The 23,607-nt window shown below is 39.3% G+C and carries 34 protein-coding genes; 3 read left to right on the top strand and 31 right to left on the bottom strand.

Annotated elements, in window-relative coordinates; translation table 11 throughout:
• Nucleotides 1–30: 30 nt before the first annotated feature.
• The 31 genes from GD630_RS15290 to GD630_RS15140 form a co-directional block, all read right to left on the bottom strand.
• The gene (locus GD630_RS15290) at nt 31–366 is read right to left on the bottom strand and encodes a hypothetical protein (RefSeq protein ID WP_117599383.1); all 336 of its coding nucleotides are present in this window, start codon (nt 364–366) and stop codon (nt 31–33) included.
• A gap of 89 nt (nt 367–455) precedes the next feature.
• Entirely contained in the window at nt 456–887 is a 432-nt protein-coding gene (locus tag GD630_RS15285; protein WP_238482924.1) for a hypothetical protein, read from the bottom strand.
• 130 nt (nt 888–1,017) lie between these two features.
• Entirely contained in the window at nt 1,018–1,371 is a 354-nt protein-coding gene (locus GD630_RS15280) for a DUF7716 domain-containing protein (RefSeq protein ID WP_032581402.1), read from the bottom strand.
• Between the two features lie 72 nt (nt 1,372–1,443).
• Nucleotides 1,444–2,118 carry a hypothetical protein gene (locus GD630_RS15275; protein WP_115649178.1) on the bottom strand — a complete coding sequence of 225 codons (675 nt, stop codon included), beginning with the start codon at nt 2,116–2,118 and terminating at the stop codon, nt 1,444–1,446.
• A gap of 42 nt (nt 2,119–2,160) precedes the next feature.
• Nucleotides 2,161–2,676, bottom strand: a complete 516-nt coding sequence (locus GD630_RS15270; protein ID WP_007662657.1) for an ankyrin repeat domain-containing protein — start codon at nt 2,674–2,676, stop codon at nt 2,161–2,163.
• 77 nt (nt 2,677–2,753) lie between these two features.
• Nucleotides 2,754–3,167, bottom strand: coding sequence for an SMI1/KNR4 family protein (locus GD630_RS15265; RefSeq protein ID WP_005842523.1), 414 nt, complete (start codon nt 3,165–3,167; stop codon nt 2,754–2,756).
• Between the two features lie 90 nt (nt 3,168–3,257).
• Nucleotides 3,258–3,947, bottom strand: a complete 690-nt coding sequence (locus GD630_RS15260) for a hypothetical protein (RefSeq protein WP_008620113.1) — start codon at nt 3,945–3,947, stop codon at nt 3,258–3,260.
• A gap of 79 nt (nt 3,948–4,026) precedes the next feature.
• Entirely contained in the window at nt 4,027–4,452 is a 426-nt protein-coding gene (locus GD630_RS15255) for a hypothetical protein (RefSeq protein WP_005681360.1), read from the bottom strand.
• A 70-nt stretch (nt 4,453–4,522) separates the two neighbouring features.
• The gene (locus tag GD630_RS15250; protein WP_009132151.1) at nt 4,523–5,110 is read right to left on the bottom strand and encodes a leucine-rich repeat domain-containing protein; all 588 of its coding nucleotides are present in this window, start codon (nt 5,108–5,110) and stop codon (nt 4,523–4,525) included.
• Between the two features lie 67 nt (nt 5,111–5,177).
• On the bottom strand, nt 5,178–5,801 hold the full coding sequence (locus GD630_RS15245) for a hypothetical protein (RefSeq protein ID WP_009132149.1): 624 nt from the start codon (nt 5,799–5,801) through the stop codon (nt 5,178–5,180).
• Between the two features lie 70 nt (nt 5,802–5,871).
• Nucleotides 5,872–6,435: a DUF6707 family protein gene (locus tag GD630_RS15240; protein WP_008627649.1), complete on the bottom strand. Its 564-nt coding sequence runs from the start codon at nt 6,433–6,435 to the stop codon at nt 5,872–5,874.
• 79 nt (nt 6,436–6,514) lie between these two features.
• Complete coding sequence (locus GD630_RS15235) at nt 6,515–7,390, bottom strand: hypothetical protein (protein WP_117508532.1); 876 nt, start codon at nt 7,388–7,390, stop codon at nt 6,515–6,517.
• Between the two features lie 111 nt (nt 7,391–7,501).
• Nucleotides 7,502–8,086 (bottom strand): SMI1/KNR4 family protein, encoded by a 585-nt coding sequence (locus GD630_RS15230; RefSeq protein WP_143869340.1) that lies wholly within the window; start codon nt 8,084–8,086, stop codon nt 7,502–7,504.
• Between the two features lie 82 nt (nt 8,087–8,168).
• Nucleotides 8,169–8,573, bottom strand: coding sequence for an SMI1/KNR4 family protein (locus GD630_RS15225; protein ID WP_032532247.1), 405 nt, complete (start codon nt 8,571–8,573; stop codon nt 8,169–8,171).
• 76 nt (nt 8,574–8,649) lie between these two features.
• On the bottom strand, nt 8,650–9,021 hold the full coding sequence (locus GD630_RS15220; protein ID WP_016213067.1) for a hypothetical protein: 372 nt from the start codon (nt 9,019–9,021) through the stop codon (nt 8,650–8,652).
• Between the two features lie 63 nt (nt 9,022–9,084).
• On the bottom strand, nt 9,085–9,564 hold the full coding sequence (locus GD630_RS15215) for a hypothetical protein (protein WP_122331681.1): 480 nt from the start codon (nt 9,562–9,564) through the stop codon (nt 9,085–9,087).
• An 86-nt stretch (nt 9,565–9,650) separates the two neighbouring features.
• Nucleotides 9,651–10,172, bottom strand: a complete 522-nt coding sequence (locus tag GD630_RS15210; RefSeq protein WP_048317453.1) for a hypothetical protein — start codon at nt 10,170–10,172, stop codon at nt 9,651–9,653.
• 75 nt (nt 10,173–10,247) lie between these two features.
• Nucleotides 10,248–10,799 carry a hypothetical protein gene (locus GD630_RS15205; RefSeq protein ID WP_044299313.1) on the bottom strand — a complete coding sequence of 184 codons (552 nt, stop codon included), beginning with the start codon at nt 10,797–10,799 and terminating at the stop codon, nt 10,248–10,250.
• Nucleotides 10,800–10,985: 186 nt separating this feature from the next.
• The gene (locus GD630_RS15200; protein ID WP_007558970.1) at nt 10,986–11,882 is read right to left on the bottom strand and encodes an immunity 22 family protein; all 897 of its coding nucleotides are present in this window, start codon (nt 11,880–11,882) and stop codon (nt 10,986–10,988) included.
• 77 nt (nt 11,883–11,959) lie between these two features.
• Entirely contained in the window at nt 11,960–12,634 is a 675-nt protein-coding gene (locus tag GD630_RS15195; protein ID WP_115649178.1) for a hypothetical protein, read from the bottom strand.
• A gap of 81 nt (nt 12,635–12,715) precedes the next feature.
• On the bottom strand, nt 12,716–13,117 hold the full coding sequence (locus GD630_RS15190; RefSeq protein ID WP_032581400.1) for an SMI1/KNR4 family protein: 402 nt from the start codon (nt 13,115–13,117) through the stop codon (nt 12,716–12,718).
• 74 nt (nt 13,118–13,191) lie between these two features.
• Nucleotides 13,192–13,545 carry an immunity 51 family protein gene (locus GD630_RS15185; RefSeq protein ID WP_143869359.1) on the bottom strand — a complete coding sequence of 118 codons (354 nt, stop codon included), beginning with the start codon at nt 13,543–13,545 and terminating at the stop codon, nt 13,192–13,194.
• Nucleotides 13,535–13,882 carry a hypothetical protein gene (locus GD630_RS15180; protein WP_143869358.1) on the bottom strand — a complete coding sequence of 116 codons (348 nt, stop codon included), beginning with the start codon at nt 13,880–13,882 and terminating at the stop codon, nt 13,535–13,537. Before GD630_RS15180 ends, GD630_RS15185 begins: the two co-directional genes overlap by 11 nt.
• Before the next feature lie 168 nt (nt 13,883–14,050).
• A complete protein-coding gene (locus GD630_RS15175) occupies nt 14,051–14,281 on the bottom strand; it encodes a hypothetical protein (RefSeq protein WP_230317707.1) in 231 nt (76 codons plus the stop codon).
• An 80-nt stretch (nt 14,282–14,361) separates the two neighbouring features.
• On the bottom strand, nt 14,362–15,111 hold the full coding sequence (locus tag GD630_RS15170) for a DUF4241 domain-containing protein (RefSeq protein ID WP_004327342.1): 750 nt from the start codon (nt 15,109–15,111) through the stop codon (nt 14,362–14,364).
• Between the two features lie 77 nt (nt 15,112–15,188).
• Nucleotides 15,189–15,776, bottom strand: coding sequence for a leucine-rich repeat domain-containing protein (locus tag GD630_RS15165; RefSeq protein WP_009132151.1), 588 nt, complete (start codon nt 15,774–15,776; stop codon nt 15,189–15,191).
• Nucleotides 15,777–15,843: 67 nt separating this feature from the next.
• A complete protein-coding gene (locus GD630_RS15160) occupies nt 15,844–16,467 on the bottom strand; it encodes a hypothetical protein (protein WP_009132149.1) in 624 nt (207 codons plus the stop codon).
• Nucleotides 16,468–16,536: 69 nt separating this feature from the next.
• Nucleotides 16,537–17,424 carry a WD40 repeat domain-containing protein gene (locus GD630_RS15155; protein ID WP_173023026.1) on the bottom strand — a complete coding sequence of 296 codons (888 nt, stop codon included), beginning with the start codon at nt 17,422–17,424 and terminating at the stop codon, nt 16,537–16,539.
• A 79-nt stretch (nt 17,425–17,503) separates the two neighbouring features.
• Nucleotides 17,504–18,253, bottom strand: coding sequence for a DUF4241 domain-containing protein (locus GD630_RS15150; protein WP_004327342.1), 750 nt, complete (start codon nt 18,251–18,253; stop codon nt 17,504–17,506).
• Between the two features lie 71 nt (nt 18,254–18,324).
• Complete coding sequence (locus GD630_RS15145; RefSeq protein WP_007565622.1) at nt 18,325–19,443, bottom strand: tyrosine-type recombinase/integrase; 1,119 nt, start codon at nt 19,441–19,443, stop codon at nt 18,325–18,327.
• An 81-nt stretch (nt 19,444–19,524) separates the two neighbouring features.
• Nucleotides 19,525–19,668: a hypothetical protein gene (locus GD630_RS15140; RefSeq protein WP_007558962.1), complete on the bottom strand. Its 144-nt coding sequence runs from the start codon at nt 19,666–19,668 to the stop codon at nt 19,525–19,527.
• An 87-nt stretch (nt 19,669–19,755) separates the two neighbouring features.
• On the opposite strand from GD630_RS15140, the gene GD630_RS15135 reads away from it, so the two are divergent.
• Genes GD630_RS15135 through GD630_RS15125 form a run of 3 tightly spaced genes read left to right on the top strand, consistent with a single transcriptional unit; the run spans nt 19,756 to nt 23,547 of the window.
• The gene (locus GD630_RS15135; RefSeq protein WP_007558960.1) at nt 19,756–21,213 is read left to right on the top strand and encodes a DUF3945 domain-containing protein; all 1,458 of its coding nucleotides are present in this window, start codon (nt 19,756–19,758) and stop codon (nt 21,211–21,213) included.
• A gap of 3 nt (nt 21,214–21,216) precedes the next feature.
• Nucleotides 21,217–21,432 carry a hypothetical protein gene (locus tag GD630_RS15130; RefSeq protein ID WP_004319199.1) on the top strand — a complete coding sequence of 72 codons (216 nt, stop codon included), beginning with the start codon at nt 21,217–21,219 and terminating at the stop codon, nt 21,430–21,432.
• Between the two features lie 15 nt (nt 21,433–21,447).
• A complete protein-coding gene (locus GD630_RS15125) occupies nt 21,448–23,547 on the top strand; it encodes a type IA DNA topoisomerase (RefSeq protein ID WP_004319201.1) in 2,100 nt (699 codons plus the stop codon).
• Nucleotides 23,548–23,607: the final 60 nt, after the last annotated feature.

The following is a 23,607-nucleotide window of genomic DNA, read 5'->3' as shown; positions in this document are numbered from 1 at the left end:
TTGTTCCGCTTTAAGCGGTAGTGCTGTTTGCTATCTGTTTTTTCGAGTTATTACAATATCATCAAAACTTAATGGCAAAGACTGACCGTTTGGTCTATATTCTTTCCAATCTTCAATGTTGGGACTTTCATAATCCATCATTATATGATAAAAGGAGTATAGACCGGAATTTTCTTGAGGTAAATCCGGCAGACTATGTATGTCATAACATCCAACATCTTCCAATCCTTTTTCTTCAATCCGTTTCAACCATCCTAAAGCCTTATCTATTTGTTGAAGATAGGAAAGTTCCTGCTGATTGCCATGCTTCAGGGCATCAACAGTTTTTATTCGTTCTTTTTGTAATAACTCAATTATATCTTTCATTTTATTTCTTATCGGTAATGCTTGGCAGCGTTTCGCTTTAAGCGGCAGTGCTGTTTGTTATCTAAATCTTAATGTCTTTATTGGCAAAATCAAGGCACTATTTCGTAAACGGTTCGTTCGTTGTTCCTGAAAATGGTCTGCTCAATCTGTTTTCCGACCTTTACGATGCTGTCTATGTCAGCATTGACTTTCAGGCTAAGGACGGGAGCGTATTTCAGATGTTCGTAATCGACCGGAGTATTGTTATAGGTTGTTTCGACAATAGGATAATTATGTTCCTTTGCGAACTGTTTCAAGGTATCTATGTAGGGAAGCTGCTCTTTACCCATAGCTTCAAAATCTATGTAAAACTTTCCGTTCTCCAGCACAAAGTAGATGCAGTCCACACCATTGGAACAAATACCTATAAAATCATAATCAGTATTTCCTGCCTGCACGTTTCTCAATACATCCGGCAGTTTGTCTATCGTAATCCGGGCAGCAACCGGGATATTGGAGTTTATACCGTCGTTTTGCGTCACTCGTTTATTCCCATGCCCGCAACTCAATAAACTTAAGATAGAAGTAAATCATAGTTTTATGCTTATTATTAAATAGATAATGTTTGGCAGCGTTCCGCTTATTCAGTCGGTTTGCTGTTTGTTAGCATCATCAGAAATCCATAAACGTATCATTTTCCATATAATAGTTCAACGCATCAATATAGTCATTAATTGATGCAGTTTCTTTTTGATCAAATACGGACATCAATACATCTTCAAATTGTTGCCCGTAATAAAATAAATCCAAAGACTTATCTCTTACAAAATCTGGATATACTTCCTCATCATTATCATCTATCGTAGGATATAGTTCCAAATAGCATAATTGATTCAATTGGGCTGTACCCTCATTGGAGTATAAGCAATAGTTAGAGTCAGTGAAGCCATTATTAGCTATATTTTTAGAAACTATTTCGATAATTTCTTGTAAACGATATGGTTTTCTTAATTCTAATTCTTTCATAATTTCAATTTTATATGATGCTAATGTTCGGCGGATAAACCACCTTAAAAGTTTCATCTGTTTGTTATCGACCTATTTTATTTTTAGTTTTTGACTATATGCAAGTATTACGAAACGATTATCTAATCCACAATCAATTACATCATTCTTTTCTAATTGAGAATAGGCTTTTACAAATCTATTTCGACATTTACTTGAATGTATGTAATGATTGAAGTAGTTCTCGGCTTGTTCCTTTTCACCATATCTCAACATATATGGCAGGGCAAGGAGAGAGTCTTTCGTGTATTGATTGAAACAACAGCCATGTTGCGTAATGAAGTCAATAGCCATTTGTCTATTCTCAAATAAATCAAATATCGGACAAGCATATTTTTCAAGTAAATCAATTATTGTTTTTATTGATGGAGCATAGCTTAGTCCGGCAAGATCCCAAGATTGATATTGATTTATTGGCGATAGGTATCCAATATGATTATGATATACTAAGCCATCATCATTGACATTGAGATTCTCTTCTTGCACCCACTTTTTCAAGTTTTTACAGGTAATCGTAATCAGTGGATATATAGCCACATTACAAGATGAATTATATACACTTGAACGAAACCATATTTCAAAAGTCAAATTTTTGTCTTTTGAAATCTTTTTCAAACATTGTCCATTTTTAGACGGCTTAAATCCCATTGCGATAAAAGGAATAGCTATCTCATTGCAGGCTTTAATAAATATATCTCTTGGTTTCATTTCTTGTTCTTTTCAGGTCGATAATGTTTGGCAGCGTTCCACTTATTCAGTCGGTTTGCTGTTTGTTATCAAATTCTCATTTATCCATTTCTTTACTTTTTTCGTTACAAATGACATTGGAGAAACACCTGAATTATTATTCACTGTTATATCTGCACCATTTTCCAATAATGTAATCGCAGATTTGTCATTTCTATCAAAAATGGCAATGAATAGCGGGGTACGACCATTTTCTTCTTGGATATTTAAGTTTGCCTTTGACCCTGCAAGAAGTTCTATAATTTCCGGGCTATTCTCTTGAGCAGCGAAATGCAACGCCGTCCACCCAGAGTCATCTTGCAAATCCAAATTCAAACCATTCATTTTGTATTGCTTTATTAGTTCAATGGCAAACGTACTCTTTCCTTCGACAATGAAATTCATTAATAGATTTCTTCCATCTCTATCCACAAAATCACATCCATACTTATCCACAAATGATATGACTTTTGTAAAATCATCTTCGTCGAATAATTCAAACATCAGATCTTCTGCTTCTTCGTTATATTTTGTACTCATAACTGCTTTATTTTAGAATTTGATAATGTCTGGTGGATAATCATCATTAAATGAGATTGATCCGCTTGTTATCCGTCTCATTCCTTTTTTAATGATGAAATAAACGATTCAAAATCACTCGCCAATAAGGAAAGAGCTACTTCTTCCATTTCCAAGAAATAGATTTTACCTTCAGCTTTGTCAAAAACGAAATAATTGCCGAATGGATCTATAGCAAATGGTATTACAGTATTCGGGATTATATCACTCAAATCAGTTATTGTCGCCGAATACGTCAAGTCTTCAAATTCTGTGGACTTTATGGGCAGAAAGAAATCCACCACATAATCCTGACTATTTTGAGTGTATATCGTTTTATTTGGTTGACCTCCGTTATTGGCAAGAAGGAACGATTTGATTTCCTGCGGGAAAATAAATTTGTTTTTCCGCTCAACATCAGCTATATCCTTAGCTGTAATTGATTCTGATTTATTGTTAAATTCAAGTTCCATTTTATTTTTTATTTTGACGGATAATGTTTGGTGGATAACCGACCATTTCGAGAGCAATTAATCCGCTTTTATCTGCCCATTCTATTCTTCTCATTGTTCAAAATGGATATTATTCTCTGCGACATATTTCTTAATCGGCTCAACTATATCGGTAACGTAGTTTGTGCACTTAAAAAATTCTCTAAATATCCAACCTCCTTCACTTGCTTTGGCTAATGGAACCAAAGTTTCTTCAATGAACTCTTCATGGTTGCACAAGAGAGAACAGATTACTCCTAAGCTAAACTGTTTATCTGCATATATATGTTGAATATGACCCGAATTTGAGTAAAAATCTATAATTTTTGTATATTGTTTGACAAAAGGTATGATATACGGAAAAAAATCCTTTTTCAAATCGTTTAAGAATCTCTCAACGTTAGGAGTCTTGTCACTCTTATTCCCGAAAAAATAATCCATATCCATTAGATGCTGCTTAAACCAATCAATATTATTATCAAAGCAAACTATGATGTTACCACCAGCGTCTTTTTTATTTAATGGTTCTAATACAAGACTACATAAATATGGATTCTTTATTTTAGCTGATACACCCATACAAAAAGTGTTTTTACCGGCATATCCACCTTGGGTTGTTTGAAAGTAAAACTCAATACTACAATCGTTTTCCACTATGTAAGTAAAGTAGTCTTTATTCTTTTTTGCTTTGACCACATTTACAGGAAGCATCTCTTGTATTCTTGTAAACATGTATTTTAGGACTTCCGCTTTAGTTTCCATATCACTTTTTTTAGTTCATATTATTGGGCAGATAATGTTTGGCAGCTAACCGACCTTTAAGGGGAGGTTGAGCCGCTTGTTATTCTTTCAATTTGGATATGGAGTGTAATATTACAGCTCTTCTATTGGTTATACCGGTTTCTTCACATATACAAGCAATTCCATCAGACAATATTATGGCAAAGCCAAAATTCGACTGTATTCCTGCATTTATAGCCTCTGATATATCTGCCCATTTTTGATCCAGCTCAAAAAAACCGATGCAATATCCTTCTTTCTCTTTAGATAATTCACGAAGTCTATCTGTCAAATGGATTAAATCCGTAGAATTATAGACCTCGACAATCTTATTCTCATTTATAATATCCATCATATTATGACAAATTCGACTAATAGCTTTTACTCTTTTTTTGTTTGATGACAGTTCAAAAAAGAAACGGTCTTGATAACCAGACTTAATGAATTGCTTACAAAAAAAATCTTCTATGGTATTTCCTTTATTCATATCCAATTCTTTTGAAGAATAATGTCCGGCAGATAATCGACCGTTAGGGAGATTCATCCGCTTGTTATCGTCATAAATTGTACTTCATTAATAATGATTTAAATTCTTCATTTAACCTCTTTCCTCCAAATTGAGCAGCAACTTTTTGAATACTGTCTTTTTGCATTACAAATTCCAATTCAGTAGGCTTTAATTGAGAACAACACCAATCAAATACACGCAAATTGGGAATATTGGCTATGCTTTTTATATCAACTAAATTTTTACATTCAAAAATAAATAATTTATATAAACTATGTAAGTTCGATAAATTGGGGAATTTGATAAACGGTTGTATGTAACCAATGATTAGTTCTTCTAAAGAAGAAAGATTGGCTATATAATCAAAAGTTTGCTCTTCCTTTGTGGCAATACCATTAATACATAATTTCCTTAGATGTGTCAATTTGCTTAATGCTGTATAGTCATTGAATTTACACGCATACATCCTAATATCTTGCAATTCGGGCATATCCAAAATAAAATCCATTGAGTCGCCTTTGATATGCCACAACGATAACATAGTTGCATCTTTATACTTATTCAATTTGATTTGAGGACAAGTAAGATATGCAACGTGAACACCATTCTGCTCAATTTTTCTAATGCCTTTCTCCATATTCTTTTGACGATAATGGTTTGCAGCTTGCCGCCGTTAGGCGGAACAGGTGCATGTTATTCGCATATTATTCGGGTCGCCAATATGGATGTAATGCCGTTCCAATATTAAACATTGGAACATTAAACTCATTTATCCATTCAAGGCGAGTCCAAATGCCAGAGTTTTCACCGACCATAAGCATCTTTTCATTACAAAAAACAGCTTCCATTTCATAAGGGCGACGACCAATTTCAAAGTTCATTACAATAAATCTAACTGGAGCTTTATCTTGTAACGGTACAACAACCGAATTGCATTTTAAGGTGGATTTTGCCACTTTACCTAATGTCTTTCTACTATGTCTTACAGCTTCAATAGAGCGTTTGGCATTTCTCGAAATCGCCATAGGTCTATATATCGGACCAAATTCCGGCTCTACATCATTTGGCAAGACATCCATTTTATCTACTAACTTTGTAAGACCGTCAATCATCATTTCTTTTATTTCATTTGAATTAATATTGCAAAATCCCGCCCATGCAACAAGCTGTTTGTCGGTAGGAAAACTCTCGCCGTCCACATCAAACCACACATTAAAATCGCTGCCCAAAGAATTGATATAGATAGGAGATTTGGCTGTATATAGTCCCCAATCATCAATTTGCCAAAGCGAGCAATCAAAGTTTGATATATAGTTTTTTTCTTCCATTTGTTTTTGCGAATAATGCCCGGTGGATAATCGCCATTAAAGGAGATTGATCCGCTTGTTATCTTTTTTGCTACATTCCTTTTAAGTTCTCTTTTATTTCCTCTACTCTTGCCTCAATCTTCTCAAGGGGATATTTTTCACTTCCACCGAGAGCATATATCAATACTAACTCTCTCATTTCAGCGTAAAGAGCCTCTCTTATATCTGTTTTATTCCCAAGTTGGATACTTTCTTGAACATTTTGCTCTCGTCCTTCTAATAGCGAACCGTTGCATCGACTCTTTATATTTTCAACATCCGTCTCTGCCTGCATGATTCCCGCCAATGCCTTAGATTCATGCAGAACATCTTTACTTTTTCTTGAAGCATAATAGACTAAAGCCAACACCAGTTCGACTTGTGTCCATGTATTCCAGTTGCCAGTAAACGATACAGAAAGAAGTATTGAATACAGTTGAGTAAACTGATTAGTATAACCATAAATATACAGCCAAAAACACAGGTCTTTCAGATTTTCCAAATCTTTTGAAGACTTGAAGTTCATCTTTTTCAGAACCTTCTTGCTCAAACTCTCGATACGTTTATTCCCGAGAGAAGATAGGCTCAATACAATATTTGTTAGTTCTTCGTTCATCGCTTATTATTTATTCAAAAAGATAATGTTTGGTGGCTAACTTACCTTTAAGATGTTAAGCCTCTTGTTATCGACCATATTATATCACAAATTTATTCTTCACCCACTTTTCTATTTGTTTTCTGTTTATGCCTTTGCTTACTGATAAGTAGGCTATTTTTTCAAAATTAAATTGAATACCAAAATAATTCTCTACCTCACTAACAAAATTATTCAGATCTAATATATTAGGAGTGCTAAATACTGTCTTATCAACGCTAATTGCCCGAATATTACTATCTGAAAAAATAATTTGTTTTTTTCGAGAGGATAGTTCATTTTCGATTATTATTTCATAGGTATCTCCCATTGTTCGCGGGTTACTCAGCCGCATTTCAAATGAAAATCTTTGCTCTTTTTCTTCATCGGTAAGTTGACTGGATGTGAGCCATTCTCCATCTGTTGTAATTATAAGAGATACAGACCAATTATATTTATCCGAAGGCACTATATTGAGATTTTTCAATAATATATATGCTGGTAAATCATCGGAAATTTTATCATAATACTTTCGTATCTTATCGAATAAAGGGTGCTGAATTTCCGAATAGCCAAATAATTCAAATAAAAAATGTAAGTAAAACGGTTTACCGTGAATATATTTGTCTATAAGTTCGTCGAAATACTTTAAGACATTCTCTTCTTTGGAGAAGGCTAAAACCGCCCATACACCTCGTAAGCCAACAATATCATGATGTTCACAAAATAGTCTTTCTGTTTTATCATACTCCGCCAAACATTCTAATAGAAAATTATTTATTTCTACGGTTGAGAACTCTTTAAGTTTTATTACATTCTTATTGTCAGGATAATAACTATCAAGTTTAATTTTGTTATATAGTCGATTAACCAACTTCCCGGTTTGTTTTGGCAAATGGTCTTTCTTCTCCAATATGATATTTCTTAAATCCATCATCTTTCAGTCATTTAATTATTTATCAGTTAGTTAATCTTTTTTATGGTCGATAATGTCCGGTGGATAATCAATTTTCGGAGAGATTTATCCGCTTGTTAGTCGCCTTATCTCTCATATTGGAAGTGTTTTCTCATGTGGTACAAGAATTTCACCCCTATCATTATGAAGACTTAGAAGCCTTCTTGTTTCAGATAAAATCATTTCTTCAAAAGAGTTCCATTTTAATAACGAGGTAGCATCCCAGCGTTTGCAAAAATGAACTGTGCCATCTTCTGAATTTATATAGAGCTTGGATAAGTCATTATCATATCCCCCAATGAAAAAGTAGGACTCTTTTGCATTTTTAGGTCTTTCGAATTTGTTAAGTTCGGATAAAGAAAATGGTTCAGGGGTAGCTTCCAAACTCCTGCAATACGATTTTCTCAACCCATCAAAACATAGAGTAGTATTAAAAAGATTCAAACCATTAGCATTTTTTATTAGAAACGAACGATATGCAATAGGGATTTCCCGATGCATATCTTGTTCTAACTTTACGATTTCTTGTTCACTCAATGGCGAAAAAACACGAAAATTATATGCTTTGGGAGCGATAAAAGGCGCATGACCATATAATTTTGTTCCGTTTTCGTATTCCTTACATCCATACTTTCCAAAAGTCTGAATGTATTTCATTATTTCCGTAAACACTTCCATATTTTCTTTTTATTTTTTCAAGCGACTAATGCCCGGCAGATAAACTGCCTTCAATGTTTCATCTGTTTGTTAGCAACCGCTTTTACCATTCAGGAAAATTATCTTCTATATATTGTTCTAATGACGAAGCGATGATTTCTATTTCTGCATCACTATCATGATAATATATTTCGACCTCTCCCTTAGAATTAATCATTATGGGATTGCCAGAACCATCATCTGAAATCACATAAGTATCTGTAACATCGGGATGAACTTCTCTGAATGATTTAGTTTCATCGACCACATTTTCATTGCCGTCTAAAGCATTAATCATCATTCCTGCGTATGCAGCTCCGAAATTCTTGATAAAGTCTATATAGTCAGAACTAAATTTTACTCCTAATTCTTGTTCCGCACATAATACCTGCTCATCAGATGCAGGTGTCCCAATCATATCATGTGCCGTTAGAAATCTTCTCAATCGTTCTATAAGATCCTTTTTCATATTTACTTCTCGGTTGCTAATGTTCGGCAGCTAATCACCGTTTAGGCAATTGCGGTGCGTGTTATCGGCATATTGATTATTTAATGATAATCAAATCACCATCTACAAATCCAACTGCGATATGTTCTACTCTAAAAATATTTAAGTCAGCAAGTTCATTGAGTAAGTCTTTAAGAATAGCTACAACTATTTCTAACACTTCTTCCCATTTTAGTTTGTCTGAAATTTCAAAATTAGGACAACTTCTTTGAGCTGGTTCAAAACTTTCATCACATGCCCAATCTTCATCCTTTTCATCAAACCAAATAGAACCAACCATTTCTAAACCATAAGGTTCATAAAGATTAAAGCTCAAAGCCACAATATCAGAAGGCAATTCTTCTGTTTTATCAATATTGATGATCCAACTTTTGATAACTTCTTTTAAATCATTTGTTTTAGTATTCATTTTCTTCTAATTAAAAATTGAACATTTTATTGAGCCGATAATGTTCGGCAGCGTTCCACTTATTCAGTCGGTTTGCTGTTTGTTATTGACCTTCTTTTCTAAATATTCAATTTTCCATTCTCTTGCTTTTTCGTTAGGTACATTGCATAATTCATATATTTCATACCATCCATCTTTACCCATTTCAACAAAACTGCAATCATAACCGGTATAGAGTTCCTTTGCATAATCTTCAGTTGAATTGAAATGTTCAAAAGAAAGAAAATTAAACGTTTCTTTTCGCCACTGATTATGATTGTATTCATCAATAATAAAATTCAATGGCTTATTCCCATAATTCATTTCTACATATTTATCAAGTGATACGAAGTATAACAAGATATGTAGTGAACCATTTATTCTAATGACATCAATACCATTATTGCCTAAATATTGATTATGGACTTTTCTTATACACTTATGCAAGTCATTGATTAAAATATTAGATTCAATCAATAACTCAAAAGTTATATTATTATTTATGTCCTTTATTTTAATAATCATTTTGCTTTTTAGGTCGATAATGTTCGGCAGCTAATCGCCATTTTGGGCGATTAAGGTGTATGTTAGCATCACTTCTAATAAAAGAATCACATATCAGCTAATTTCCACTTTACTTCAGAAGCTGATACATCATCATCAATATATGCTTGCAAATAAGCAGCTAAATCTTTATATCGACTTTCACCGTTGCAATCATATACCCATAATTCCGGTTCTTCTGTACCGTCAAACCATATTAGGCAAATCATTTCATAGCCATTATCGCTTGCTGCAAAAATGGAAATTCTGTTTGGCGCAAATAGTCCAGTAGCATGGTCTTCCCAATAATCCTTTGAAGCTTTTATGTCGCGAACAATTCCTATCAACCGTTCATCCTTTTCATCTTCATTCCATGGACTTTCCATTTCTTTTGTATCAAGCCAATCTCCATGTGTCGCATTAATCCATTTACCAAATGCCCCATACCTGATTTTCAACATAGGAGAGACATTTCTATAAACTCCTTTTTCAAGGGTAGGCACTCCCTTATGAAAGTCGATAGCTTGGCTTATTTGAACCTTACCTTCTAAATCAATGACTTCATCAAGCAATTCTTTTATTGTTTTCATTCTTTTTTATTTGATGCTAATGGTTTGCAGCTTGCCGCCGTTAGGCGGAACAGGTGCATGTTACCGATATATTTTTTACGAACATTGCCAAAATCCTGCGATTATTTCATTGGTTGTACAGCGCTTATACAAATACAAAGCTCCATATCCGAAAGGATAACTGCCAATAGTAACATCTTCACTATATCCGTCCTCGTCTATTGATAAGAAAAAAGAAAAACCATGTTTCTCTAATTCTTTATAATAGCTTTCTTCATCTTGGATAAGGGAAGGTTCACCACCTATTTTTACAAGTATATTTTCACTATCCTTATCTTCTGAATATTCACTGATAGAACACATGTCTAAGCTGGCGTTTCGCTTTTCTGCACAATTGCCAATTTCGGAAAATTCATGTTCTATTACTTTGACTGCTATTGAGGGATATATGTTGTTGTCAATAAGAGTGTCATAATCTTGGTGAATGATGATAGAAAGCATGATGTTCTCCTTTTCAGGATGTACCAGTGTTGCATAGAATTTATAATCGCAAGGGATTTGTCCTTCTATACATTTAGGAGGATTGCCACCAATCCTGCCTTTTACATTCTTATCGAATGGAATACATTTGGCATATCGTTCGTTCATATTTTCTTTGTTTTTATTATTATCGGTAATGTTTGGTGGCTAACCGACCTTTTTCAGGGGAGGTTAAGCCGCTTGTTAGTCGCACAATTTGTTCTTTTTTCAACTCAACTATTAGCTGCTCATATTTTTATCATCTTTACCATAAAAGGTTATGGCAGATAGACGACCTAATCTATACCATTATAATTATCCTTCGGCTTTAAACCATTCAAGATATTTAATGCCGTTGTAATCTACTAATTCCTCAATATGTTTTTTGGGAACATCAGAATCATCGTAACTTTTTTTCTTTATATAGATGTTCTGATTTTTCTTTTTATCTTTAAATCCATTAGGAATATAGCAGACTATACAATTCGATGCTGATACATGTTCTTCCTTGACGTAGAGTTCAATTACCCAATCAGGCACAAATTGATTGTTTATCATCCTTTTTACCATTTCAAATGGATTCTCAAGATGATCCAAAATTTCCACTTTCAAAAATTCTGGGTAATAGAACTTAATTCCTATGTCCTTGCAGAACTGACAGCGATGGTCGGGATTTGGGCGTTTCTTTGTACGACCTTCTTCGTAATCTCGTATTTCTTTCATGTATTCATCTTGATTGAAATACTCCATAAATTCTTCCCTACTTTTATCGGTTGTGCCAATCCAAATCATATATTCTAATCCAGCATTAGACCCTTGCATTCCTTCAGGCGACAGTTCAAACTCAAACGTACCAAGATAAGTCATGGTTGTGGTATTCTCTGCCTTCTTAGGAGATATACCCTCACGACAATTATAGCAGATAACAGCATTTGCCATTGTAATATTTTTATCAGCTATCGACAGACTTATCTTTTGGGTATCAGCAGGAATAAGGTTAAGTAATCCTGCCAAGCCGTCAGATGTGAATTTCATAATAAGAAAATCCTCATCATAGCTCATTACACCAAGCTCCTTACAGAACTGGCAACGAAGTTCCTTATTGTCTTCATCATAATCTTTCCACCATTGACGGAAAGCCGATTGATCCATATATTTCTCAAAGTCAGCTTCGGAATCGAATTGACCGACCCATATCATTATCTTACTCATTTTCTTTTTTTTATTTTTCAAGCGACTAATGTTCGGCGGATAAACCACCTTAAAAGTTTCATCTGTTTGTTATCGACCTATTTTATTTTTAGTTTTTGACTATATGCAAGTATTACGAAACGATTATCTAATCCACAATCAATTACATCATTCTTTTCTAATTGAGAATAGGCTTTTACAAATCTATTTCGACATTTACTTGAATGTATGTAATGATTGAAGTAGTTCTCGGCTTGTTCCTTTTCACCATATCTCAACATATATGGCAGGGCAAGGAGAGAGTCTTTCGTGTATTGATTGAAACAACAGCCATGTTGCGTAATGAAGTCAATAGCCATTTGTCTATTCTCAAATAAATCAAATATCGGACAAGCATATTTTTCAAGTAAATCAATTATTGTTTTTATTGATGGAGCATAGCTTAGTCCGGCAAGATCCCAAGATTGATATTGATTTATTGGCGATAGGTATCCAATATGATTATGATATACTAAGCCATCATCATTGACATTGAGATTCTCTTCTTGCACCCACTTTTTCAAGTTTTTACAGGTAATCGTAATCAGTGGATATATAGCCACATTACAAGATGAATTATATACACTTGAACGAAACCATATTTCAAAAGTCAAATTTTTGTCTTTTGAAATCTTTTTCAAACATTGTCCATTTTTAGACGGCTTAAATCCCATTGCGATAAAAGGAATAGCTATCTCATTGCAGGCTTTAATAAATATATCTCTTGGTTTCATTTCTTGTTCTTTTCAGGTCGATAATGTTGGGTGGCTAACCGACCTTTCAGGGGAGGTTGAGCCGCTTGTTAGTGTCATTTTTTATCTTATTCTCAACCAATTAATGAACATATCTGTAAATGATTGGGATAAAAATCTATTCTCAGATAAGTCTAAATCTCCTAATGGTTGTAAAAAAATAAAAGTAGGTTCTCCAAAATAAAAACCGATACAATTATCGCCTCCATCAGTGCCAATAACCAAAGATTTTTTCGACAAATACTTTTGTATTTGGTATTCTTTGTTCAGTTGCATCAAATCTTCAATCTTCCATAATGATAAATATTGACTACCAATATTACCTTCTCCACCATTACTCCATAACATAAATTCCTTATAATCATCGGGTAATGGAAACAACTTTCCCACACTCAACATTATTTGTTGATCACATGGAGGATTGGAGTGCCAACTTTTATTGATTTTTTCTATTATCTGTTTCATTATAATTTTATATGACACTAATGGTTTGCAGCTTGCCGCCATTAGGCGGCACAGGTGTTTGTTAGCATCGTTTCTTAATCAAGTTCAGCACGAGAAAACAAATCCATAATCAATACATGGTTTTCACACGCTTCCTTGAATTGTAGAATAAAGCTTTTCAATGCCTCTTTATCTTTTGAGTAGGCACAAAACATACTACCTTCAGAATCAAAATCAATTTTATCCGATAATTCTGGTACTTGTTCTTCCACAAAGACACGAGCTAAGGACTCCCAGTCATAGCCGTTCCCCTCAAAGCCCTCGTCCTCTCTTGCTTCGAAGATTTCAGCTTTGTATTCTCCAACATTCAGACATACTGAATATGTCGATCCATGCTCGACCCAAAAGAAAGGTTGAATTATTTTTTGTTCAAAATTATTAGTGTCCATATTGTTCTAATTCTTTAAAAAGTTCATCTCCATTTGCTTTAATACCCTCTCTGAATTTGACAGGAATTTTATTGCCGCAGCGTTCAAACCAATCGTTGAAAACTTTCTTCCATTCCTGAACTTTCTCTTTTTTGATACTCAAATTTGCATCAATTGGAAATCTTTTTGCAAGCATAATTAGTATTTCAATATGTGCTAAAAGAGCTTGTGTTGGTTTGTTGGCTGTTTTCAACCATTCTGCATTTTCTTCAATTTGTTTTATAGCCAAATTAAAGTAGCGTGCATTTGCCATATCAGCCATTTCATTACCATCGGGTGCAGTACTAAATATTTTCATTTTTTATTTGTTTTAAGTTTTACATCCAGATTATACTTTCTAAAATCATTAGTACCCATATTGTTCTAACTCTTTAAATAGTTCATCACCATTGGCTTTTATACCGTTCCTGAATTTGGCAGGAATTTTATTACCAACACGCTCAAACCAATCGTTGAAAACTTTTTTTCATTCTTTTACTTTGTCTTTCTCGATTAATAGATTTGCATCTACGGAATATTTTCTCGTTATAGTTAATAACAAATCTATATTTGCTAATAATGGTTGAGCGATTTCATCGTTTTTCCTCATCCAATCACAAACATCTTCAATCTGAGAAATAGAGAATTTTATATATTCTACTCCTACAAATTGTGCATTATCATTGCCATCTGGTGCTGTACTAAATATCTTTTTCATTACATTTCAATTTATTCTTCGATGCTAATGGGTTGTAAATAGCAACTGTTAGGGTTGCTTATTTATTTGTTATCCGCACATTAATTCTCTTCATCATTGCCATAGGCTAATTCTATATCAATAAACTGAATTACCAACTGACATATTTCGCCGCCTTCGTCTATGCCCCAATAAACCGGATACGTACCATCTCCGAACCCTGATTGAAAAATGGGAATATGATACTCCGTCCCCGGCACTTGCCAATTTAACCAGTCTCCGCCTGCACGTTGATATTCTGGATGGAGATAATAGTTTTCTTTGAATAATGCAGCAAAATATCCATCATAAGGATTATCATCGGGATTATCTTTGCGCCATTGTTCATCCCAGTCGCAATAAATACGGTGGATAATTTCATCACATACACATCCTAAACCAGCATCTACACAAAATCCAAAGTAATCACCCTCTTCCAATGTTTCAAGGTTTTCATTCCCAACTAATGCTTCATAGAATCGAACAGCCCGCTTTTCATTGAAGCGCAAACGTACTGCGGCATAACGGTCGCAATCCTCGTCGTCAGATTTGATTACACAAATTTCCGTTTCATATTTACCCGCAGGAGCGTTCTGAAAATATGGACGTTCGTTTCTGTTTGGGAGATATACCAATGGATCTCGTACCAAAAGATTTCCACTCGGCAAATCGCAAGAACCGATATTAATCGTCGTTAACGATTTTCCTGCAATTTCTTCTTGCTCAAAATAAGTATTGAGGTCAACAGGGCAGACGGTTTTTTCTTTTACCGATTCCCATTTTTTCATCCAGTTGTTTTCTAATTCTTTCATATTCCTTTTTGATTTTTAGTTGCGGATAATGTCCGGCAGATAATCGACCGTTAGGGAGATTCATCCGCTTGTTATCGTCATAAATTGTACTTCATTAATAATGATTTAAATTCTTCATTTAACCTCTTTCCTCCAAATTGAGCAGCAACTTTTTGAATACTGTCTTTTTGCATTACAAATTCCAATTCAGTAGGCTTTAATTGAGAACAACACCAATCAAATACACGCAAATTGGGAATATTGGCTATGCTTTTTATATCAACTAAATTTTTACATTCAAAAATAAATAATTTATATAAACTATGTAAGTTCGATAAATTGGGGAATTTGATAAACGGTTGTATGTAACCAATGATTAGTTCTTCTAAAGAAGAAAGATTGGCTATATAATCAAAAGTTTGCTCTTCCTTTGTGGCAATACCATTAATACATAATTTCCTTAGATGTGTCAATTTGCTTAATGCTGTATAGTCATTGAATTTACACGCATACATCCTAATATCTTGCAATTCGGGCATATCCAAAATAAAATCCATTGAGTCGCCTTTGATATGCCACAACGATAACATAGTTGCATCTTTATACTTATTCAATTTGATTTGAGGACAAGTAAGATATGCAACGTGAACACCATTCTGCTCAATTTTTCTAATGCCTTTCTCCATATTCTTTTGACGATAATGGTTTGCAGCTTGCCGCCGTTAGGCGGAACAGGTGCATGTTATTCGCATATTATTCGGGTCGCCAATATGGATGTAATGCCGTTCCAATATTAAACATTGGAACATTAAACTCATTTATCCATTCAAGGCGAGTCCAAATGCCAGAGTTTTCACCGACCATAAGCATCTTTTCATTACAAAAAACAGCTTCCATTTCATAAGGGCGACGACCAATTTCAAAGTTCATTACAATAAATCTAACTGGAGCTTTATCTTGTAACGGTACAACAACCGAATTGCATTTTAAGGTGGATTTTGCCACTTTACCTAATGTCTTTCTACTATGTCTTACAGCTTCAATAGAGCGTTTGGCATTTCTCGAAATCGCCATAGGTCTATATATCGGACCAAATTCCGGCTCTACATCATTTGGCAAGACATCCATTTTATCTACTAACTTTGTAAGACCGTCAATCATCATTTCTTTTATTTCATTTGAATTAATATTGCAAAATCCCGCCCATGCAACAAGCTGTTTGTCGGTAGGAAAACTCTCGCCGTCCACATCAAACCACACATTAAAATCGCTGCCCAAAGAATTGATATAGATAGGAGATTTGGCTGTATATAGTCCCCAATCATCAATTTGCCAAAGCGAGCAATCAAAGTTTGATATATAGTTTTTTTCTTCCATTTGTTTTTGCGAATAATGTTCGGTGGATAATCGACCATTAAGGAAGATTGATCCACTTGTTAGCTGCACTTATTCCAATTTATAAATAAGCCCTTTTATTGTACTTGCAATCAATATTTCTTTATCATCAGGAGAGAATGAAATATTACCATAGCCGATATTTGATAATTCAGCCAATATTTCCATATTAGGGAACGTACAAAGTTTTAGATTATCTTCTTGATATAAGGCAATCATCTTGTTGTTATGCGAAAGTTGTATATCCAAACAGCCTTGTTGGTGTTTAATTGGCAGTTCTATATTTAAGGGCAAAATGCGAAAAGCAAGATTGCCTTCTTTCGCAAAGTATAACACTTGCTCTAAATATTCACTATACAGAAAATTTGCATCGTCCAAATCGCAGAATGTTTGTTCAAATGTTCTGTTGTTCATATCAAACCAAAGATAGAAGTACCGATTCTTTTCACTTGTCCCTTCTTCCGGTCTGCGAAACCCGTCAATGAAGTATAATTGGCGTGAAGGGATATAACATATATGTTCATACACTTCTCTCATATCTTCACGGAATCTCGTTTCCTTTCCGTTTTCAATATCATAAACTGATATATAGCCGTATGGAAAATCATACCCCAAATTAATGACATACTTGTTATCATGTGAAATACAAGCGTCACCATCACCATTTGAACTGCCTATTTTCGGTTTAAGTTTGCAACGGATTGACATGGTTGCTAAATCATACACAACAAGTTTGCGGTCATTATTTTTAGCCAAGAGCAAGTTGCTGTCGTCTGAAAAGAAAACAGATGCATCGCCTACTTCTTTGAACTGTGCTAAATGCCGATATGTTTCATTTTCAAAGATGTTTATCTGACTACTATTAACTTGTGCAATCAAATGTTTGTCGTCTGACATCTTTAGAAAATATGACTTCTTAAAAGTTTGTATCAGTTCCATGCTCATTATTTTTTTATTTGCAGCTAATGGGTTGTAAATAGCAACTGTTAGGGTTGCTTATTTATTTGTTATCCGCACATTAATTCTCTTCATCATTGCCATAGGCTAATTCTATATCAATAAACTGAATTACCAACTGACATATTTCGCCGCCTTCGTCTATGCCCCAATAAACCGGATACGTACCATCTCCGAACCCTGATTGAAAAATGGGAATATGATACTCCGTCCCCGGCACTTGCCAATTTAACCAGTCTCCGCCTGCACGTTGATATTCTGGATGGAGATAATAGTTTTCTTTGAATAATGCAGCAAAATATCCATCATAAGGATTATCATCGGGATTATCTTTGCGCCATTGTTCATCCCAGTCGCAATAAATACGGTGGATAATTTCATCACATACACATCCTAAACCAGCATCTACACAAAATCCAAAGTAATCACCCTCTTCCAATGTTTCAAGGTTTTCATTCCCAACTAATGCTTCATAGAATCGAACAGCCCGCTTTTCATTGAAGCGCAAACGTACTGCGGCATAACGGTCGCAATCCTCGTCGTCAGATTTGATTACACAAATTTCCGTTTCATATTTACCCGCAGGAGCGTTCTGAAAATATGGACGTTCGTTTCTGTTTGGGAGATATACCAATGGATCTCGTACCAAAAGATTTCCACTCGGCAAATCGCAAGAACCGATATTAATCGTCGTTAACGATTTTCCTGCAATTTCTTCTTGCTCAAAATAAGTATTGAGGTCAACAGGGCAGACGGTTTTTTCTTTTACCGATTCCCATTTTTTCATCCAGTTGTTTTCTAATTCTTTCATATTCCTTTTTGATTTTTAGTTGCGGATAACGTTATACTATCAGCCGATTTGGCTGTTATTTTCTTTAAGTATCAGACCTCGTCTTCCTCCATCAACAGATCGTCCAACGGGCTTTTGATATTGCTTTTGAAAGTGTCGGCTATGTGGACATACCTTTCCGTTGTCTTGATGTTGTTATGTCCCATAAGCTCTTTCACAATCTTGATGTCGGTTCCTTGCTCCAGCAAGTGGGTGGCGAAAGAATGGCGCAGCAGGTGCGGATAAATCCGTTTCGTGATTCCCGCTTCCCGGGCCGCTGCCTTCAGCCGTTTCGACACGATACTCTCGGTGAAAGGTTCGCCCGGTCTGTGTTCAAAAAGCCACACTTTCGGTTTGTATAGTCTGTTATATTCCGTCAGCTTTTTCATCAACGGTTTTGATAGCAGGGTGTAGCGGTCTTTTTTTCCTTTACCCTGCCGCACCCGTATCAGGGAGCGGGATTCGTTGATGTCGCCGGGTTTCAGTTCCAGCAGTTCGCTGATGCGCAATCCTGCGGAATAGAGTATGGAGAACATGCAGAAGAAGCGCAGGTCTGTCACCGTCGCGTCGAGTATCTTCTTTATTTCCTCCTTGCTCAACACGTCGGGCAGCGTCTTCTCCCGTTTGGCACGGTTCACCTTGTAACACCGCCGTTCCTGACCGAGAACTTTCTCGTAATAGAACTTGATGGCGTTGATACGCTGGTTTTGCTGGCAGGAGGATATGTTTTTCTCGTGGATGAGATACAGCAGGTAGTCGTTTATCTCGCCGGGGGTAACCGTTTCAATCTTACGCCCCTCGAAATGCTGTTGGAAATCGCGGAAATAGGAGGTATATACCCTTACGGTATGGTCACTGTAACGCACTTGCTGAAGTTTTTCCAGATAGCCTTCCGGCAGTGGCGGCCGTTTGTCTTCCTCTTTACGGGGGGCGGTTTCCTTGATGGCAGAATAGTCTATAAACGCCATTTTCACATAGCGGTCGAAGAACTCGGCAAGCACGAAATCTTCTGCCGGCAGATAAGCCCTGCCGCCGACAAGCAGTACGTTTTCTTCCTTCGACAGCGACAAGCGGATGTCATTGTCATTACCGAAAGTCACTTCGACAAATTCTCTCCCGTTTCTTATCACCGGAGAAAGTTTGATCTTGGTTTTTGGGGTATATATTTCCATGCCTCACGTTTTGTCGGATATTGAAACCCGTTTTCGCAAATTTATAAAAAAACACGGGTTATCCATGCGCTTTATTGACATTTAACAATAGATCCCGACTACCTGACAATAAGGTGAGGAGCCACGAAAATACCCTCTGCCAAATCCGTCCTTCCCGGCACTCCGTTTCTCCGATTTCCTCTGCCCTGCGCCACAAGCGGCCACTTCTGTGCCCGATGCTTCCATAGCCTTTCCAACTCTTTTACGTTCAGCCGGTTCCCCTTACTTTCGTTCCCGCATCGCTATTGGTGCTAACTAAAAACACTCGTAATTATGGACGAAAACGTAAAGAACGACGCTAAACAAGTCATGCTCGTTCAGAATGCCGACGACGGACGACTGCAAGCCGTTACCGGCGTGGATCGGGACGGCAATATCCAGACCGCCGACCCCACGGATCAGAATGTGGCGAGCCTGCTGAACGTGAACACGCAGGATTCAGCCCTCGAAGCCTTCTTCAAAAAGTTCATGGAACAGGCCCAGAACCCCGTCCACACGGGTATCTTCGTCATGACGGAGAATGCCCTGAACAAACTTATCCGCATCGACTTCGACCCGGAGATTCTGGAAAATTACCGTATCGACCCCTCCGAACGGCTTCAGACGCAGGAGCAGCGGCAGTTCGAGCCGCTGGACGTCACGAAGATAGACCTGGCGGATATGGAGAAGAAAGGTATCCGCATGGAGGACATCGAGCCGCACCTGAAAGCCATGTCTTACGGACATAAATCCAACGGGCTGGTGGAGATGAACCCCGAACTGGAGAACGGGATGCGTGTTTCCACCAAAGGGCGCGTGTCGCTCGAAGAGCAGGCGGACGGCTCGCTGCGCGTCGTGCCGCATTACTGGCAGGAACGGCCCGACCTCGACGCCCCCTTCCACGGGGTGCTGCTCGACGAGGAGGCGAAAACGAACCTGATGAACACCCGCCACGCCGGGAAAGTGATCGACCTGGAGCTGGAGCCGGGCAAGCTCACGCCCTGCTACGTGTCGATAGACAAATGGACGAACACGCTGGAACCCATGCCCGTTTCGTTACTCGAAAAACGTGCCCGCATCAAGGAGGCCGACCTCTCGGAAGGCAAGCAGATGGATTTCTACGGCGGCGGCAAGGTGTTGCTCGAAGGATATACCACCCGCGCGGGTTATAAGCGGGATGCCTATATCCAAATCGACGCGGCCGAACGTAACTATTCCTTTACCTACGACGGTTTGGATCGCAACCGCTACGCCCAGGAGAACAAGGAGATTTACCGTCAGAAGGCCGCCGAGAAAAACGGACGGCAGGAAACTACGGCCTCCGAACGACAGCCCACGCTCACGATTCACCGGACAATCCTCAAAGCCTCCGTGCCCAAAGAGGCTTATGACCAGTGGACGGAAGCGGTGAATGATCCCTCCAAGCGGGCGGATGTCAAGGCTTTCTACATCAAGGGCATGGTCAAGGACGGGCAGGGTGAGCCGTTCAACGCCTGGGTCAAGCCCAACTTCGAGCGTAACAAGATGGACTTCTTCCGCTGGAATCCCGACCGTGCGAAACGGCAGGGAGCGGAGGTCAAACCCGCCGTTGAAAGCCGTACCCAGGTCGCCGTCAATTCCGAGGGCAAGACCGTCGAAGCGGTCAAAGGTGTGAAAGAGCCGCTCAAGCAGGGACAGCAGGAAGCCACCCCGACGCAGAAGAAAAATTACCGCAGCAGCAAAAAGAGCAACTCCAAAGGTGTCAAGGTATAACGTATGAAATGGTTCTACATGCAGGCCGGAGCCATGCCGCTCCTGATCGCGGCGCTGGCCGCCTTGTACCTCCGGCCGGGTAAACGCAGCCCCCCGGAGGAGGCGGACGACGGACGGCAGTATTACGACGGGAACGGCAACCATGTCTATTACGACCGCCGGCTGATCGCCCGTCCGGAAAAAGAGAAAGAAGAAGAACTACAAGAAAACAACCACTGAAAAATCCGAATCATCATGCAAGTAATTATCGCAGAGAAGCCCTCGGTGGCGCGTGAGATCGCCGCCATCGTGGGAGCCACGAACCGTAAAGACGGTTTTATCGAGGGAAACGGCTACGCCGTAACCTGGGCCTTCGGCCACCTGGTCGGGCTGGCAATGCCCCAACAGTACGGCATCGCGGGTTTCCGCCGGGAAAACCTGCCTATCCTGCCATCATCGTTCATCCTCCTGCCCCGGCAGGTTCGGGAGGGTAAAGAGTATAAGGCCGACCCGGGTGTCGTGAAGCAGCTCGGTATTCTCCGGGAATTGTTCGGCATGGCCGAGCGCATCATCGTCGCGACCGACGCGGGGCGTGAAGGGGAGCTGATCTTCCGCTACATCTACTCTTACCTGGAATGCCGCACCCCTTTCGTGCGGTTATGGATCAGCAGCCTGACCGACCGGGCCATCCGCGAGGGGTTACAACACCTCCGCCCCGGCAACGAATACGACAACCTTTACCTCTCGGCCAAAGCCCGCAGCGAAGCCGACTGGATCGTCGGTATCAACGCCTCGCAAGCGCTTGCCGTGGCTGCCGGGCGGGGCGTCTGGTCGCTCGGACGGGTGCAGACCCCCACGCTGGCGATCATCTGCTCCCGTTACCTGGAGAACAAGGCGTTCAAGCCCGCCACCTATTTCCGGCTGAAGCTCTCCACGGCAAAGGAGGGCACGGAGTTCACCGTCCTCTCCACGGAGAAATTCGACGGCAGGGAAAAGGCGGAAGCAGCCCGCGCCGAGGTTATCGGCGTCCGAACGGTACGCGTCGTGAACGTGGAGCGCAAGGAGGCCAGGGAACAGCCGCCTCTCTTGTACGACCTGACGACACTCCAAAAAGAGGCCAACAGCCGGTATGGTTTTTCGGCAGAAAAAACGCTCGACATCGCCCAGTCGCTTTACGAGAAGAAGTTCATCACTTATCCCCGTACCGGCTCACGCTATATATCGGAAGATGTGGCCGAGGAGATTCCGGCACTCATCGGGAACATGACACGCTATCCCCGTTTCGCGGAATACGCGGGCAGGATGGATACCGCATCTCTCTCCCGCCGAAGCGTGGACAACGAAAAGATCGCCGACCACCACGCGCTGCTTCCCACCGAGAACCTCCCCTCCGAACTGGATGCCGACCACCGCATCGTCTATGAGATGGTCGCGGGGCGGATGCTCGAAACCTTTTCCGGGGCCTGCGTGAAAGAAAACACTTTCCTTACCCTGCAAAGCGCGGGACATGATTTCACGGCCCGCGGCAGTATCATGGTCGAGACGGGCTGGCGGGCCGTCCTGAATGAACCTGTCGAAGAGAAAGAGGAGGACATGACCCTCCTTCCCGACATCGTGCAAGGCGACGAGCTGCCCGTCAAAGGATGCGGCACGGAACAGAAACAGACCCGGCCGCGCCCCCTTCACACGGAATCGAGCCTGCTGGCGGCGATGGAAACCGCCGGACGCGAACTGTCCGACGAGGCCGAACGCGAGGCGATGAAAGATGCCGGCATCGGCACGCCCGCCACCCGTGCCGCCATCATCGAAACGCTCTTTGCCCGCGAGTATGTCAGGCGAGAGAAAAAGTCGCTTGTACCCACGGACAAGGGACTGGCCGTGTATGCCGTGGTCAGGGACAAGAAGATTGCCGATGTCGCCATGACGGGCGGCTGGGAACTGGCCCTCTCGAAGATCGCCACCGGGGAGATGGACGCCCCGACGTTCCATCGCGGTATCGAGGTCTTCACCTCGCAAATCGCCAAAGAACTGCTGGAAGCAAGAATCGACGGCGCGGAGAGTGACACAGCCTGCCCGCGTTGCGGCAGGCCCGTGGTGTTCTATCCCAAACTCGCCAAGTGTCAGAATCCCGATTGCGGCCTGACCGTATGGAGAACCGTGGGCCGCAAGGAGCTGACCGACAAGCAGCTCGCGGAACTGCTGACCAAAGGCAAAACCGGCACGATCCGGGGATTCGTCAAAAACGGCGGCGGAACGTTCGACGCGGCCCTCACGCTCGATGACCAGTTCAAGACCTCGTTCGTTTTCGAACCGCGCGATACTCCCAGGCAGGGAAAGAGGAACAAACGGAAATAATCGTTACCTTTGCCACTGGAAAAGACCTGTCATAACGAGATACGCTTGTTTGATAAGGAT

The sequence above is a fragment of the Bacteroides zhangwenhongii genome (assembly GCF_009193325.2).
GTDB classification, from domain to species: domain Bacteria; phylum Bacteroidota; class Bacteroidia; order Bacteroidales; family Bacteroidaceae; genus Bacteroides; species Bacteroides zhangwenhongii.
This window is presented reverse-complemented; position numbering and strand designations above follow the sequence as displayed.